Origin of the sequence: Flavobacterium sp. RSP49 (genome assembly GCF_003968735.1) — a bacterium.
Taxonomy (GTDB): domain Bacteria; phylum Bacteroidota; class Bacteroidia; order Flavobacteriales; family Flavobacteriaceae; genus Flavobacterium.
Window position 1 is genome coordinate 1 of record NZ_RYDN01000001.1, and the last position, 15996, is coordinate 15996.

13 protein-coding genes are annotated in these 15996 nt (G+C 33.5%); 7 read left to right on the plus strand and 6 right to left on the minus strand.

The features are described from left to right. Positions 1–100 precede the first annotated feature (100 nt). Positions 101–541: a KTSC domain-containing protein gene (locus EKM02_RS00005; protein ID WP_126451435.1), complete on the minus strand. Its 441-nt coding sequence runs from the start codon at positions 539–541 to the stop codon at positions 101–103. Between the two features lie 172 nt (positions 542–713). Beyond that, a complete protein-coding gene (locus EKM02_RS00010; protein WP_126451436.1) occupies positions 714–959 on the minus strand; it encodes a hypothetical protein in 246 nt (81 codons plus the stop codon). Positions 960–1224: 265 nt separating this feature from the next. Between EKM02_RS00010 and EKM02_RS00015 the strand changes: the two genes are divergently transcribed. Beyond that, positions 1225–2847, plus strand: coding sequence for an amidase (locus EKM02_RS00015; RefSeq protein ID WP_126451437.1), 1623 nt, complete (start codon positions 1225–1227; stop codon positions 2845–2847). 469 nt (positions 2848–3316) lie between these two features. On the opposite strand, the gene msrB is transcribed toward EKM02_RS00015, so the two are convergent. Together msrB and EKM02_RS00025 are read right to left on the minus strand one after the other, a co-directional pair. Continuing rightward, a complete protein-coding gene (gene msrB / locus EKM02_RS00020; RefSeq protein ID WP_126451438.1) occupies positions 3317–3706 on the minus strand; it encodes a peptide-methionine (R)-S-oxide reductase MsrB in 390 nt (129 codons plus the stop codon). A 34-nt stretch (positions 3707–3740) separates the two neighbouring features. Next, positions 3741–4607, minus strand: coding sequence for an alpha/beta hydrolase (locus EKM02_RS00025; protein WP_126451439.1), 867 nt, complete (start codon positions 4605–4607; stop codon positions 3741–3743). Positions 4608–4759: 152 nt separating this feature from the next. Here EKM02_RS00025 and EKM02_RS00030 point away from each other — a divergent pair, with 152 nt between their 5' ends. From EKM02_RS00030 to EKM02_RS00055, 6 genes are all read left to right on the plus strand, one after another. Beyond that, positions 4760–6181, plus strand: coding sequence for a glycogen synthase (locus EKM02_RS00030; RefSeq protein WP_126451440.1), 1422 nt, complete (start codon positions 4760–4762; stop codon positions 6179–6181). Next, the gene (locus EKM02_RS00035) at positions 6178–7458 is read left to right on the plus strand and encodes a glucose-1-phosphate adenylyltransferase (RefSeq protein WP_126451441.1); all 1281 of its coding nucleotides are present in this window, start codon (positions 6178–6180) and stop codon (positions 7456–7458) included. Before EKM02_RS00030 ends, EKM02_RS00035 begins: the two co-directional genes overlap by 4 nt. Positions 7459–7526: 68 nt before the next feature. Then, positions 7527–9434 carry a 1,4-alpha-glucan branching protein GlgB gene (gene glgB / locus EKM02_RS00040; RefSeq protein ID WP_126451442.1) on the plus strand — a complete coding sequence of 636 codons (1908 nt, stop codon included), beginning with the start codon at positions 7527–7529 and terminating at the stop codon, positions 9432–9434. A 309-nt stretch (positions 9435–9743) separates the two neighbouring features. Further along, positions 9744–12143 (plus strand): glycoside hydrolase family 31 protein, encoded by a 2400-nt coding sequence (locus tag EKM02_RS00045; protein ID WP_126451443.1) that lies wholly within the window; start codon positions 9744–9746, stop codon positions 12141–12143. Between the two features lie 87 nt (positions 12144–12230). Continuing rightward, the gene (locus EKM02_RS00050) at positions 12231–13046 is read left to right on the plus strand and encodes a M48 family metallopeptidase (protein WP_126451444.1); all 816 of its coding nucleotides are present in this window, start codon (positions 12231–12233) and stop codon (positions 13044–13046) included. 183 nt (positions 13047–13229) lie between these two features. After that, positions 13230–14549, plus strand: coding sequence for an MFS transporter (locus EKM02_RS00055; RefSeq protein ID WP_126451445.1), 1320 nt, complete (start codon positions 13230–13232; stop codon positions 14547–14549). An 18-nt stretch (positions 14550–14567) separates the two neighbouring features. On the opposite strand, the gene EKM02_RS15140 is transcribed toward EKM02_RS00055, so the two are convergent. Continuing rightward, complete coding sequence (locus tag EKM02_RS15140) at positions 14568–15011, minus strand: head GIN domain-containing protein (protein WP_126451718.1); 444 nt, start codon at positions 15009–15011, stop codon at positions 14568–14570. Beyond that, positions 15005–15256: a GIN domain-containing protein gene (locus EKM02_RS15145; RefSeq protein WP_126451446.1), complete on the minus strand. Its 252-nt coding sequence runs from the start codon at positions 15254–15256 to the stop codon at positions 15005–15007. Before EKM02_RS15145 ends, EKM02_RS15140 begins: the two co-directional genes overlap by 7 nt. Positions 15257–15996 lie beyond the last annotated feature (740 nt).

A 15996-nucleotide genomic window follows, 5' to 3' on the forward strand; every position in this document is an offset into this window, starting at 1 on the left:
AACAAAAAACACTTGCAAAAACGTTTTTGCAAGTGTTTAATTAAATATTTTTATCTAATAATCTGTATCGGTTATTCAGGACAAGACAACTTAAAAAAAATTAATCTTGATTGATTGTTTTTCTCCAAGTAAAGGAATTCAGGATGTGTCTTTTTGCAAATCTTCCAGGAGATTCAGCATTTACCATTTTTACGTAAGTAGCTTTAGGCACACTAATATATTCGTAAACACTTCCATTTGAAAAATTGATGATCAATCGTCCTTCCACGAACTTATAATCTGTAATTTTTGCAGTTGCAATAGTTTCAGTGTATTCCGGTAAGTTTTGTTTTAGAGTTTCAGGATTGATACTCACTAAGAAATGATAAGCTTCAATAATTTTTTTACTGTTTTCTTCAGCTGCTTTTAAACCAGTTTCATCTCCTTGAAATTTATCAGGATGCGCTTCTTTCATCGCATTACGATATATCGTTTTCAAATCTTTCAGCTCTGCAGTTTTGTCTACATTTAGCAGTTTTCGGTATTCAACTATTTTTTTCATAAATAAGGTAACTACTTGTCTTTTACTATAAAATCAATGTGATTTAATTTCAAAAAGCGACAAATTTTTTGCAAAGGTACACTTTTTTTTATTTTTTTGGTTTCAGACCAATAGATTTTTAAAAAAAAGTCTTTTGAAACGATATATTTAAGGAATAAAAACTAAAAAAGTTTTATTGTTGGGGCTTATTGTTTGCTTTATCGAAATTTTTGGATTTTTTCGGATATTTATTATAACTGATATCACTCGGATTTTCGATGATTGATTTTATCGTAATCCAATCTCCAATACTGTGTTTTTGAGCCATTTTATAGTCCAGAAGATAGGTACCACAAAAAAAATTGTTGTTTTCATCTTTTTCTATGATTCCTGTATAAACTCCTTTTTGCAGCATTTGTTCTTGTGAAGACTTTGTCATATCAATTTGATTTTATATAATTCTAATTGGCAAAGTTAATCAATTATTGAATGTATTGCTACAATTAAGCCTGACTCTATTGCTTTTAATATTCTAGTTTTTTATTCCAATTTTATTCCACTGTAAACTTTAACTTTTATTTCATTAATAATGAACTGATTTTATCAAAAAAAAACTAATTTAGAAGTTAAATTGAATGCATCTATTTCAAACAGTGTTCAATGTTAACGAAATTAAAAGTATATAAATATTTATTTGACAATCTATGAAAAGAAGATCTTTTTTAACTACCGCAACACTTGCATCTGCAGGTTTAACTACTTTTTTGATTACAGGCTGTACCTCCGGTACCAAAAAGAACGAAAATTTAGTATCTGTTGAAGATTTTAATGCCGTTTTTGAACTAGACGAAGAAACTATCAGCAGTGTTAGGGAGAAATTAATTTCTGGTAAATATACTTCAGAACAATTAGTGCAATTATACTTAAAACGGATTGAAGCTATTGATACCAATGGGCCTCAATTGCATTCAGTCATCGAAGTCAATCCAGATGCATTGGCTATAGCTCTTGCAATGGATAAAGAGTTAAAAGCAGGTAAAAGCAGAGGTCCTTTGCATGGAATCCCCGTTTTAATAAAAGACAACATAGACACAGCTGATAAAATGCTAACCACGGCTGGATCTTTGGCAATGGCAGGAAATAGTGCTTCAAAAGATGCTTTTGTCGTTAAAAAACTCAGAGAAGCCGGCGCAGTAATCATTGGAAAAACAAATTTAAGTGAATGGGCTAATTTTCGTTCTACCCAATCCTGTTCCGGTTGGAGTAGTAGAGGCGGTCAGACTAAAAACCCCTATATTTTAGATCATAATCCGTGCGGTTCCAGTGCTGGTTCAGGAGCAGCAGTCTCAGCCAATCTTTGTGTTGTTGCTGTTGGGACAGAAACGGATGGTTCTATTGTTTGTCCAGCTTCGGTAAACGGAGTTGTAGGGATTAAACCTACTGTAGGTCTGGTTAGTCGATCTGGGATTATTCCAATTTCAAAAACACAAGATACGGCTGGTCCAATGGCCAGAACCGTAACGGATGCTGCTATTTTATTAGGCGTAATTGCTGCTGTAGACCAAGATGATACTGTAACCCTTGAAAGTAAAGGGAAAGCACAGAAGGATTATACAACTTTTTTAGATAAAAATGCTTTGAAAGGCAAGCGTATTGGTATTGAAAAAAAGCCACAAGGAAATAATAAATACATTAATGCACTTTTAGATGCTGCTGTCAACCTGCTAAAAAAACAAGGAGCTATTATTATCGAAATTGACTATTTGGAGAAAATTAATGCTTTGGGTCAGGCCGAATTCGAAGTTTTACAATATGAATTTAAAGATGGATTGAATACCTATTTGGCCACAGCCAATGCAAAAGTAAAAAGTTTGAAAGATGTTATCGATTTTAATACTGCTAATGAAGATAAAGCAATGCCGTATTTTAAGCAAGAAACATTAGAAAGTTCTAATGCTAAAAAAGGATTAGAGGACAAAAAATATCTGGAAGCATTAACCGTAAGTTTCGAAGGAAGTAAAAGTGTGCTAAATACAGTTTTTAAAGAAAATAAATTAGACGCTATTTGTGGAATCACCATGGGACCTGCTTGCAGTATTGATATGATTTACGGAGATCGTTGGGGAGGATATTCTTTAACTTCTCCTGCTGCAGCAAGTGGCTATCCACATATTACAGTTCCTTGCGGACTGGCTTATGATTTGCCGGTTGGTTTGTCATTTTTTGGTATGCCGTATACAGAAGGGAAATTAATAGGATTGGGCTATGCTTATGAACAAGTATCTAAAAAGCGAATAAAACCGGGACTTAAACCTTCTTTTTTATAATATTTTAAGGTGTTTAAAAGGGTAAAAGGGTGAATTACTTTTTACCCTTTTATTTTTTTATAATACTCACAAATGGAATTAATCGGTCATCCCGGACATTTGGGCTGAGGCTTAAAAATTTCTCTTCCTCAAAAGGAAATAGCCATCCTAATTTCGCCCCAAATCTCTCTTTAGAAAACTGGCAAGAGTTCTTTTTTAGCTTTGATACCGTCTTCGGCTTCTGGGATTAATCCAATTCTGGGCACTACTCTAACTGCAACGGATGTTTTTTGCCTATATAAGTAAGTCGAAAGTTTAAAAGTCGTAAAGTCAAAAGAATTAACTTTAAGTAAAACAGCTTTAAATCATATTGATACATAATTTTATCCTGATTTTAAAATACGACATTATACCATGGTTATTACTTATTTGTTATAATGATTCTAAATTTTTATCCCATTCCGTTGCGTTTTCAAATAAAGCCGTATCACTATTCTTTGAAGTCCACTGATAAAGAATTCACGCAATAGCGTTGTCCGGTTTTTGTAGGTCCGTCATCAAAAACGTGCCCTAAATGGCTGCCACAATTAGCACAAAGGATTTCAGTGCGTTTCATACCTAGTGTTACATCAGAAATATATTCTACTTTCCCAAGAATAGATTCGTCAAATGACGGCCAACCACAATGAGCATCAAACTTAGAGTTGCTTTCGAACAAAGATACGCCGCAGGCGCCACAGCAATAGGTTCCTTTTTCGAAATGTAAGTTATAAGTTCCAGTATGTGGGTATTCAGTTCCTTTTTGTCGAAGAATTCTATAGCGTTCTGCTCCTAATTTTTCTTTCCATTCTTGTTCTGTTTTTTCTAAAGGATATTTCATAATTTTATTTTTATTAAGTATATAAAGTGGTATTCTATTTATTTGCAATGAATTGAACCGTTTTTTCAATTACTTTAATATTGCCTAGAATTTTTCGATGTCCTAAACCATCGGTTAATAACAACTCCCCGTTTTTTAGATATTTATGTATATGAATTCCTGCTCTTACTGGTACTTCAGGATCATGGTTATCATGTATTACTAAAACTGGAATCGCTGTTTCTTTTGCAGCCAAAAAAGCAGAATAACTATTCATTTTTTCTCCGTATTTTTTTTCGAAATGCAAACGCAAAAGAGTACTTACATTAGGTTTCAATGCTAATTTTGCAACAAAATCATTTATAATGTCTTGTACGATATCACCACTGCCAATCACCACGGCATAATTTACTTTTAAACCTTTATTTATGGCGTTCAGAACGGACATTCCTCCTAATGAATGACCAATTGCTGCTTCAAAGGGTCCAAATTGCTTCTCAATTTCTAGAACGGTATCGATAAAATCGACCATTATAGTTGTTTTTCCAGGTGATTTTCCATGTGCAGGAGCATCAAAACTGATCGTAGAATATCCGGCTTTAAGCAATTCGTCCGCTATTTTGAATAATTGCGTTCCGCGTCCTGACCAACCGTGCACCAACAAAACTTTCTTATCACTTTCCCCGTATTTATACACAACAACTTCTTTGCCAATTGCCGGAATTGAAATTAATTTTTGTATACTATTTCGATCCATTTCTAACTCTCTTTTTGGAATCTTATGTTTTATGGGTGTAGTAAACAGTTTAGCTGCAAATAATGTAATTAGTTTTGGTGAAATAAAAGAGATTAATTTACTGGTTAATAAAATAATTTTAGGAATTTTCAATGATTGGGTATGATTAGAAGATTTTTTTGTCATTTTAATAAATTTTCAAGCAGGTTATTATATTATAATTTTTTTAGTAAATTTAGAAAAACATAAAAGTAGTATTTTTTAGAAAGTTTTCAGGCATATATGCATAAAAGACTAAAACAGGATTAAAATTAATTAAAAACATCAAAAGTTCATACATGGAAATATTTCATATTAGTGCAGAGTGTTATCCTGTTGCAAAAGTAGGAGGTTTAGCTGATGTAGTTGGCGCATTACCAAAATATCAAAACAATACAGGGCATAGTGTAAGGGTTGTAATACCTTGTTATGAGACAAAGTTTAAAAAAGAAAATGAGTTTGAATGTGTTCATTGGAGTTCTGTAAAATTAGGAAATTTTAATTTTCCATACAGTATTTTAAAAGAAAAAACAGACCAACTGGGATTTGAACTGTATTTGGTTGACATTCCGGATTTATTGGACAGGAAGGACGTATATGGTTACGAAGATGATATTGAACGTTTTTTGTCTTTCCAGATCGCCACTTTGGATTGGATTATAGGTAGAAATGAAGTTCCGGATGTAATTAATTGTCATGATCATCATACGGGTATGATTCCATTTATGATGTTGTATTGTCACAAATACGAAAAATTACGAAATATTCCTTCCATGATTACCATTCATAATGGTTTATACCAAGGGCAGTTTGGGTTTAATAAATTATATTATTTACCCGAATTTGATTTGGCTCACGTAAATGTTTTAGAATGGGATAATTGCATTAATTCATTGGCAGTAGCCATAAAATGTGCTTGGGCTGTTACCACAGTTTCTCCAAATTATCTAAATGAAATCAACTATTCAGCAAATGGTCTGGAATCACTATTTAATTTGGTTCGGTATAAGTCTAAAGGGATTTTGAACGGAATTGATATTGAAGTTTGGGATCCGGAAAAAGACGCGATGATAGAAAAAAACTATTCGATTAAAAATTTTGAAAAAGGAAAACAGGAAAATAAAGAAAAATTATGCAAACTCTTTAATTTAGATCCAACAAAACCACTTTTTAGTTTTATTGGAAGATTATTAGAAGAAAAAGGAGGGGATTTATTACCACCAGCCGCAGCTCTTGTTTTATCTGAGAATTATCAACAAATTAATATTTTGATTTTAGGATCCGGAAGTACAATTATTGAAAAACAATTGAATACTTTGCTACAAGATTACAAAGGAAATTACAATACGTTTATTGGTTATAATGAAGAATTAGCACATTTGATTTACGCCGGTTCTGATTTTTTATTAATGCCTTCCAGAGTAGAGCCTTGCGGTTTAAACCAAATGTATTCGTTGCGCTACGGAACAATTCCCATTGTGAGACGAACTGGTGGGTTAAGAGATACAGTTGTTGATTTTGGCGATGACGGAAACGGAATTTGCCACGATCAGGCCACAGTTGGTGATGTTTGTTATTCTATTCAAAGAGCCGTCAATTTATATGATGATAAAGAACATCTGAACAAAATTAGAAAAATAGGAATGAACACAGACCATTCATGGGAGCGTGTTTGTCAGGAATATATAGAAATGTACAAACTAATAAGCAACAAGAAATGAAACCCAAAAAGAAAAATGTTATTGCAATTATTTTAGGTGGAGGACAAGGTTCAAGATTGTATCCCTTGACAGAATCACGATCAAAACCAGCTGTACCAATAGGAGGAAAATACCGATTGGTAGATATTCCTATTTCAAATTGTATGAATTCAGATATTTACAGAATGTTTGTATTGACACAATTTAATTCGGCTTCCCTGAATGCACACATAAAAAACACCTATAACTTTAGTATTTTTAGCCATGCCTTTGTTGATATTCTTGCTGCTGAACAAACTCCTGATAATCCAACCTGGTTTCAAGGGACTGCCGATGCCGTAAGACAATGTATGCCTCATTTCTTAAACCATGATTTCGATTATGCGTTGATACTTTCCGGAGATCAGTTGTACCAAATGGATTTCAACGATATGTTAGAAGAACACATTAAGAACGAAGCTGATATCTCTATTGCTACTTTGCCAGTAAATGCTAAAGATGCGCCTGAATTTGGGATATTAAAAACAAACTCCGAAAGCTGTATTGAATCCTTTATCGAAAAACCAGCGAAGGAATTATTACCGGATTGGGAATCGGATGTGAGTGAACAAATGAAAAGTGAAGGGAAAAATTACTTGGCTTCGATGGGAATTTACATCTTCAACAAAAAACTGTTGGTCGATATCATGTCCAATAAAGAAACCAAAGATTTTGGCAAAGAAATTATTCCGCAAGCGGTAGGCCACAGAAAGATTTTAAGTTATCAATATGAAGGATATTGGACGGATATTGGTAATATAGATTCCTTTTTTGAAGCGAATATTGGACTTACGGATGACTTGCCAAAATTTAATTTATTTGATGATACTAATAAAATTTATACCAGACCAAGATTATTGCCGCCATCAAAATTCCAAAAAACAATGGTTGATAAATCATTGATTTCAGAAGGTTGCATTTTGAATGCCAAAGAAATTAATCGTTCTGTAATTGGTATTCGATCCAGAATAGGGGAGGGAACTATCATTCAAAACAGCTACGTAATGGGTAATGATTTCTATCAGAATATTGATGATATGAATGAAGATCTTAAAAGCGACAGACAATTGGTTGGAATTGGGGAAAGATGTTTTATAAGTAATGCTCTCGTGGATAAAAACTGCAGAATTGGTAATGATGTATATATCAATGGTGGAAACCATCTAGAAGATTTTTCTAATGAGTTGTATGCCATAAAAGATGGAATTGTTGTTATCAAAAAAGGAGCAGTTATACCAGACAATTACATTATTAAGTAACACTAAAAACTGTTTTTCTTACACTAATATTCTGATTTTTACACAAAGCAGAAGCATACAATTGTTATATGAGCAAAGTTATCTCGCATTCCCTTTTTACCGATTTCGATATTGAATTATTCAAATCAGGGAAACATTTTCGTCTGTATGAAAAACTAGGTGCACATCTTCTTTCAGTTGATGGAACAGACGGTGTTTATTTTGCGGTTTGGGCGCCAACAGCTCAGTCTGTTTCTGTAGTTGGGGATTTCAATTTCTGGACACAAGGTAAACATCTGTTGGAAGTTCGCTGGGACTCCTCTGGCATTTGGGAAGGATTTATTCCAAACATCAAAAAAGGGACAACCTATAAATATAAAATACAATCTAATAATGGTGGAATCATAACAGAGAAAGCGGATCCGTTTGCTTTTTATTGTGAAAAACCACCACACACTGCCTCAGTAGTCTGGGATTTAGAGTATCAATGGAAAGACAAAAACTGGATGAAAACGCGTCAGAACCACAATGGTTTAGACAAGCCTTATTCAGTATATGAAGTCCATTTAGGATCCTGGAAACGGCATGCAGAAGAAAATCGGTTTCTGACGTATCTCGAATTTGCCGAAGATTTAGTATATTATATAAAAGAAACTGGATTTACGCACGTGGAGTTCATGCCCATCATGGAATATCCATACGATCCGTCTTGGGGCTATCAATTAGTGGGATATTTTGCACCAACTTCCCGTTTTGGGAATCCACAGGAATTCATGCATTTAGTAGATAAATTGCACGAAGCAGGAATTGGGGTAATCCTGGATTGGGTACCCTCTCATTTTCCAGATGATGCACATGGTTTAGGATTTTTTGACGGTTCCAATCTTTTTGAACATCCAGATCGTAAAAAAGGCTATCATCCAGATTGGAAAAGTTTAGTTTTCAATTATGGACGAAATGAGGTTCGCTCTTTTTTGATTAGTAATGCGTTATTTTGGTTGCACCATTACCATGCGGATGCTTTGCGGGTAGATGCCGTCGCCTCGATGTTGTATCTGGATTATTCCAGAAAAGAAGGCGAATGGGAACCTAATATTTACGGTGGAAGAGAAAATCTAGATACTATTAGTTTCCTGAAAGAATTTAATGAAGCCGTGTATCTAAATTATGAAGGCGTTCAAACCATAGCTGAGGAAAGTACTTCGTTCCCAATGGTTTCGAGACCAACATCTATCGGAGGTTTGGGTTTTGGAATGAAATGGATGATGGGTTGGATGCACGATACTTTGGAATATTTTCAAAAAGACACGGTGTACAGAAAGTACCATCAAAATGATTTGACTTTCTCGATGACCTATACTTTTTCGGAAAATTTTATGTTGCCGCTTTCGCATGACGAAGTGGTGTACGGAAAAAAATCTATAGCGGGAAGAATGCCGGGAGATGAATGGCAGAAATTTGCGAATTTAAGATTACTTTATGGTTACATGTTTATGCATCCCGGAACTAAATTATTGTTCATGGGAAGTGAATTTGGACAAAGCAACGAATGGAATTTTGAAGGAAGTTTAGATTGGCATTTATTGCAATATCCCTATCATGAAGGCGTAAAAAAATTAATTACAGATTTGAATAAATTGTATAAAACACAACCTGGATTATATGAAAAACAATTCAGTCCGGAAGGTTTTGAATGGATTAATTATTCGGATCATCAAAATGCGGTGATGTCTTTCATTCGAAAAGGAAATGATCTAAAAAACGATATAATTGTAGTGTGTAATTTCACGCAAGTGGTGCGCCCTGATTATCGAATTGGTTTACCTAAAAAAGGAAAATTGACAGAAATTTTTAACAGTGATGCTTCAAATTATGGAGGAAGCGGCGTTTCTAATACTACAAAAATAGCAATTGAGTCATTGCCTTATGATGGAAGAGATTATTCTGCTGAATTGCTATTGCCGCCGTTAAGTGTTATTGTTTTTAAAATCGGATAATTTTTAACAAAACGATTTAGAGGTTAAGAGAACTTCAAATTACAATGAGAATTAGAGATTAAGAGTATTTAAAGCTTAATTATGTAGGTGTAACAACTAATTTAAATTTAGTGTTGATTTATCGTTTTTTTTGATTTTAACTCCTAATCTCTTACCTTCTTTGTTTAAAAAAACACACCTATTTATCTCTAAATTTAAGTGCCTAAAAACTATAACGTTTTCGTTAATAAACCCCACACATATAACTGTTTACAAAGTAATTTCGTAAGTTTGAATGCTAGAAAAAGATTAAAATTAATACCACAAAACATGATTACAAATACAGAATTAGAATATAAGGGAGATTTATATCCCACAAAAATAATTTCTTTTGAACAGGAAGTTGATTCAATCTATTTTCATACCGATAATAGTGTCATCTTGAAAGTAACCATATTAAGAGATAGTTTAATCCGATTTAGATTTACAACAAAAGGGTATTTTAGCAATGATTTTTCTTATGCAATTGATAAAAGTCATTCTCATGGTTATAATTTTCTGGAAGTTTCTGAAGCAGAAGAATATTATCAGATAAAAACCAGTAAAGTACAATGCAGGATTCAAAAAATAGACATGAGAGTATCTATTTATGATCTAGAAGAAAATATTATTTTAGAAGATGAGCTTGGATTTCATTGGGAAGAAAGCTATGAATATGGTGGAAATATCGTAAAAATGAGTAAGGCTTCAAAAGATGGAGAATGCTTTTATGGACTTGGAGACAAAGCAACCCAATTAAATTTAAAAGGAAAGAGACTAGAGAATTTTGCGACAGATCAATATGCATTTCAAAAAGACCAAGAACCGTTGTACAAGGTAGTTCCGTTTTATATTGGATTACAAAACAAACAATCGTACGGTATTTTCTTTGATAATACGTTTAGGACTTATTTTGATTTTTGTCACGAACGAAGAAACGTTACCAGTTACTGGGCCGAAGGGGGAGAAATGAATTACTATTTCATTTACGGACCAGAAATGCAGGATGTTGTCACGACATACACTCATTTGACCGGTAAACCTGAATTGCCGCCACTTTGGGCACTTGGATACCACCAATGTAAATGGAGTTATTATCCGGAAAGTAATTTAAAAGAAGTAGCCGCCAAATTCAGAGAATTAAAAATTCCATGCGATGCGCTGTATTTGGATATTGATTACATGGAAGGTTTTCGATGTTTTACTTGGAATAAAGAATATTTTCCTGATCCCAAAAGAATGGTGGCTGAATTAGCTGAAGATGGTTTTAAAACGGTAGTAATTATAGATCCTGGAATAAAAATTGACAAAGAATATTCGGTATATCAAGAAGCTTTAGAAAATGATTATTTCTGCAAAAGAGCTGACGGTCCATACATGAAAGGAAAAGTATGGCCGGGAGAATGTAATTTTCCGGATTATACAAACCCTGCGGTAAGGGAGTGGTGGGCTGGATTGTTCAAAGAATTAATTTCGGAAATTGGAGTAAAAGGAGTGTGGAATGACATGAATGAACCCGCAGTAATGGAGGTTCCTAACAAGACATTTCCAATGGATGTGCGCCATGATTACGACGGAAACCCTTGCAGTCATAGAAAAGCACATAATATTTATGGTACACAAATGGCCAGAGCAACCTATCATGGTGTGAAACGATTTGCATATCCAAAAAGACCCTTTGTAATAACAAGGTCAGCATACGCAGGAGCACAACGGTACACCTCTTCTTGGACTGGAGATAATGTAGCCACTTGGGAACATTTATGGATTGCAAATATTCAGGTGCAACGCATGTCTCTATCTGGTATGGGTTTTACAGGATCAGATATTGGTGGATTTGCAGAACAACCATCAGGCGAATTGTATGCCCGTTGGATTCAATTGGGTGTTTTTCATCCTTTTTGCAGAACTCATTCTTCAGGAGATCACGGCGATCAGGAACCATGGGCTTTTGATGAAGAAGTGATCAATATCACTAGAAAGTTCGTGAATTTAAGATACCAATTATTACCTTATTTATATACCATGTTTTGGCAATATATTGAGGAAGGAATTCCTATGTTGAAGCCATTAGTGTATTATGATCAGGAAGATATTCAAACGCATTATAGAAATGACGAATTTGTTTTTGGAAATCAAATTCTTGTTTGTCCTATTTTAGAACCTAATTCAGTAGGAAGGCGCATGTATATTCCTCGTGGACAATGGTATAATTATTGGACCAACGAATTGGTCAAGGGCGGAAAAGAAATATGGGTCGGTACTAAGTTTGATGAAATTCCAATTTTTGTAAAAGCAGGAGCAATCATTCCTAAATATCCGGTTCAACAATATGTTGGCGAGCTGGAGTTTGATGAGTTAACACTTGATATTTATTATCACGAAGGAAAAGAGAAATCAGTGGTTTATGAAGATGCGCAAGATGGATATGATTATAAAAAAGGACGGTATAGCTTTTTGTCCTTTCAAGCAACCGGAAAAGAGAAGGAACTGATCATTCAGTTGCATAAAGAAGGAAAATACGACACTAATTATTCTAAGTATAAATTAAATTTGATCGGACTTCCTTTTAAAATCAAAACAATAGAAATTGATAACGTTGAAGTTGTATTTGATAAAATTACTTTGGATAATGAAGGCTATTTAATTGTTGATAAAGGCTTTACAGCTTTGTATATTCTTGGTGAATAACAAAAAAATGATACTTTTAAGTTTAATTTTATAAATTATAAAGTATTAATAATTGTATTTTTGTATGACATTTAAAATAATAAAATCATGAAAAAGCATTTAATAGTAGGGGTTTTATCTCTTAGTATTTTATCCTCTTGTGCAACTAATCCGCTTACAGGAAAAAAAAGCTTAAATTTTGTTTCCAATAGTGAGTTATTTCCAACCTCGTTTCAGCAATATGGTACTTTTTTAAGCGAAAACAAAGTAATTACAGGAACTGTTGATGCAAAAAAAGTGGAAACAGTTGGTCTTCGAATTAAAGCTGCTGCAGAAAAATATTTAATATATTTAGATCAATCACAATATTTGAAGGATTACCGTTGGGAATATAAATTAATAGACAATAAAGAGGTGAATGCATGGTGTATGCCAGGAGGAAAAATTGTAGTGTATACCGGAATACTGCCAATAACTAAAGATGATGCAGGTTTAGCTACCGTAATGGGACATGAGGTTTCGCATGCATTAGCCAATCATGGAGCTCAACGTATGAGTGCTGCTCAATTGCAACAATTAGGTGCTGTAGGAGTTGCTGTTGCAACGGGAGGAAAAAGTGCTGAGAATCAACAAATTTGGCAACAGGCTTACGGAGTAACCACACAATATGGCGGAATGTTACCTTTTAGTAGAGGTCACGAAACGGAGGCCGATAAAATAGGACTTACTTTAATGGCTATTGCAGGATACAATCCAGAGGAATCAGTTGTTTTTTGGCAAAGGATGTCAGCGCAATCCGCTGGGCAAGCACCACCAGAATTCATGAGTACACACCCCTCTGATGCTACCCGAATTGCGAATTTGAAAGCATTAATTCCTGAAGCAAAAGCATTAGCGGCTAAGGTGGGTATCATTTCTAAATAACAATTTAAAATCAGATTGTTATTATAAAACAGCTAAAAGAAGGCTATTCTCAATGAGGATGGCCTTTTTTATTTAATTATGTGATAGATAAAAGACATCAAAATACTGTAATAATTTATTACTATCATTTTTTCTGAGTATGGTAGTCAAAAATTAAATAAATTCGCGTTATAAAAATAAAACATGACAGATTTACCTAAAGGAAGTAAAAAATTATTAAATGCTTGGGCCTTCTATGATTGGGCAAATTCAGTTTATACACTTACTATTGCATCTGCAGTATTTCCAATTTTTTATGAAGCTTTGTTTTCTGAGCGAGATCATTACATCGATGTTTTTGGTTTGCATCTCAAAAATTCAGCTTTAATCAGCTTTGTTACCGCTTTTGCCTTTTTACTAGTGGCTTTTATTTCACCTTTATTGTCTGGTATTGCGGATTATGTGGGAGACAAAAAATCATTTATGAAATTCTTTTGTTACCTTGGAGCATTGTCTTGTATGGGGTTGTATTGGTTTAATCTTGAAAATATATACATTGGATTGGCATTCTATTTTCTGGGATTGATTGGATATTGGGGAAGTTTGGTTTTTTATAATTCCTATTTGCCAGACATAGCTTATGTGGAGCAACAAGATAAAATTAGTGCCTATGGGTATTCATTGGGATATATAGGGAGTGTTATTCTCTTGATTGTGAATTTAGCGATGATTATGAAACCAAAACTTTTTGGAATAACAGGAACCGAAGGTGAAGCAGCAATGAAAGCCATGCGATATTCCTTTGTTATGGTCGGATTTTGGTGGATTTTATTTAGTCAGTACACCTATTATTTTTTACCTAAAGGCAATAAAAATGCCAATCGGAAAGTGACGCATCATGTTGTTTTTAATGGTTTTAAAGAGTTAAAAAAAGTATGGTTTTTATTAAATGAAAACAGTACATTAAAGCGATATTTAGGAAGTTTTTTTGTTTCAAGTATGGCGGTGCAAACAGTGATGCTTGTTGCTACTTATTTTGGAGCTCAAGAAATCGCTTGGTCATCTAAAGCGGAGAGTACAACGGGATTGATTATTTGCATATTAATAATACAATTAGTGGCAATTCTTGGTGCAGTTCTAACTTCTAGAGCTTCAGAAAAATTTGGCAATATTCCCACTTTAATAGGTATTAACTGTATTTGGGCCGTATTTTGCGCACTTGCATATTTTATTACTTTACCCATACATTTTTATGTAATGGCCTCTATTGCAGGTTTAGTGATGGGAGGAATTCAGGCTTTATCACGTTCTACTTATTCTAAATTATTACCAGAAACAGAGGATACGGCCTCTTTTTTTAGTTTTTATGATGTTGCTGAAAAAATTGGAATTGTAATAGGAATGCTGGTATATGGTATTATTGACCAGATTACCGGCAGCCCAAGGCTTGCCATTGTGTTTCTGGGGATATTCTTTGTTTTGGCAGTTGTGTTGTTAAAAAGAGTTCAAAAAAAAGGATTCTAAATTAATAAAAACCCTATGTTATAAAAGTATACAGCCAAAGTCAAGACTTTGAAATATGACGCGAGCCGTCCACTTTAGTATCTTTTTTTTTGGATCGCCTTTGTACTCTATATCTCCCGATCCTGAAACTCTTGCATAAATACTTTTGGTACAATATATTTTACTGTCTCCAGAACCAGAAATAGTTGAAGTAACATTTTTAGCTTTCAAACCAGAAGCGTCTATATCTCCAGAACCATTTAACGAACTATCAAAATTTTCTGCCAGACCTTTTAAAATAATATCTCCGGAGCCACTTAAATTGATTTTGAAGTCAGTGGCTTCAAAATTTAAATGTAAATCTCCAGAACCATTTAATTGTGCTGAAAATGATTTTGATTTGATGTTGCTTTTACTGATAATATCACCTGATCCCGCCAGTGAAACTTGACTAATACTTTCAAATGAGACACTGGTTACAATTTATTTTCCTTTGCTGGTACTGATGTATTTATTTTTTTCTCGGCAGCAATTTTCAATACTTGATCAATAACTTCAACTTTGATATTAGGCAATAAATTTTCTTCGCCTTTTATCGTAATGTTTTTTTCATTTGCTAAAATTAATTCGACATTAAAAAATCCTGCAACTGTAATTTTATAATATGAGGTGGTGGTTCTTTTTTCAGAAATAAGGGTTCCGTTTCCTTTTATATTTGGGTTAGACACTCATTGTGCTTGAGTCATTGTTGTTACTAAAAAAATGCAACTGATAAACAATTGGATTGATTTTTTCATAAATTACGTTTTTAGTTATTCGTTAATTGATTTAGTTTAACAGCTTTTAATCGGGGATTATAGTCCAATTAAGAAGTTTTTTTTAAAAAAAAAACCTTTTTTTGAGTTTGATACCTATTCATTATAATTAAATTCTAATTTAATGGCATATTTTAAACTATTTTAAAATTAAAAATCAGTAGCGGATCCACTCTTTTTAATCATGCGCGAAAAGCAACTTCTTATTTGTAATCATTTATTTTAATAAATGTCTTCAGGAAATCTTACTGAATTCCATTTTCAGCAAAATGAACGTATGTTACAATTGGGTACAATAGTATATATATTGCTATTGCAAAGCGATGATAAACTTTGCACTATACTTTGTGATTTATATTGCAGCAGTCCAAAATCAATTCTTTTGTATTTTTTTTGGGGGGGGTAAATTCAAATAGCGGCATATAAATTATTTGATTGTTACACCTTTATGAGGTTAACATTATTTTTTCTTTTGAAGTATTTTGTGTTGTTTTATTTAAGTGCTCAATACTGTTTGTAAAATATCGCTTTCCAATTAATGATGTGGTATAAAGATTATATTTTGGCACAAAGATTGCCTCTTATATCGCTGTGCAAATAATCAGATGTAAACGTGGAATTTAGATAAGAAACTACTTTGAAACCTTATGTTT

Excerpts from the sequence above, each read along its gene's own strand:
- EKM02_RS00005 (WP_126451435.1), bottom strand. The coding sequence starts at position 541 with ATGAAAAAAATAGTTGAATACCGAAAACTGCTAAATGTAGACAAAACT.
- EKM02_RS00010 (WP_126451436.1), bottom strand. The coding sequence starts at position 959 with ATGACAAAGTCTTCACAAGAACAAATGCTGCAAAAAGGAGTTTATACA.
- EKM02_RS00015 (WP_126451437.1), top strand. The coding sequence starts at position 1,225 with ATGAAAAGAAGATCTTTTTTAACTACCGCAACACTTGCATCTGCAGGT.
- msrB (WP_126451438.1), bottom strand. The coding sequence starts at position 3,706 with ATGAAATATCCTTTAGAAAAAACAGAACAAGAATGGAAAGAAAAATTA.
- EKM02_RS00025 (WP_126451439.1), bottom strand. The coding sequence starts at position 4,607 with ATGACAAAAAAATCTTCTAATCATACCCAATCATTGAAAATTCCTAAA.
- EKM02_RS00030 (WP_126451440.1), top strand. The coding sequence starts at position 4,760 with ATGGAAATATTTCATATTAGTGCAGAGTGTTATCCTGTTGCAAAAGTA.
- EKM02_RS00035 (WP_126451441.1), top strand. The coding sequence starts at position 6,178 with ATGAAACCCAAAAAGAAAAATGTTATTGCAATTATTTTAGGTGGAGGA.
- glgB (WP_126451442.1), top strand. The coding sequence starts at position 7,527 with ATGAGCAAAGTTATCTCGCATTCCCTTTTTACCGATTTCGATATTGAA.
- EKM02_RS00045 (WP_126451443.1), top strand. The coding sequence starts at position 9,744 with ATGATTACAAATACAGAATTAGAATATAAGGGAGATTTATATCCCACA.
- EKM02_RS00050 (WP_126451444.1), top strand. The coding sequence starts at position 12,231 with ATGAAAAAGCATTTAATAGTAGGGGTTTTATCTCTTAGTATTTTATCC.
- EKM02_RS00055 (WP_126451445.1), top strand. The coding sequence starts at position 13,230 with ATGACAGATTTACCTAAAGGAAGTAAAAAATTATTAAATGCTTGGGCC.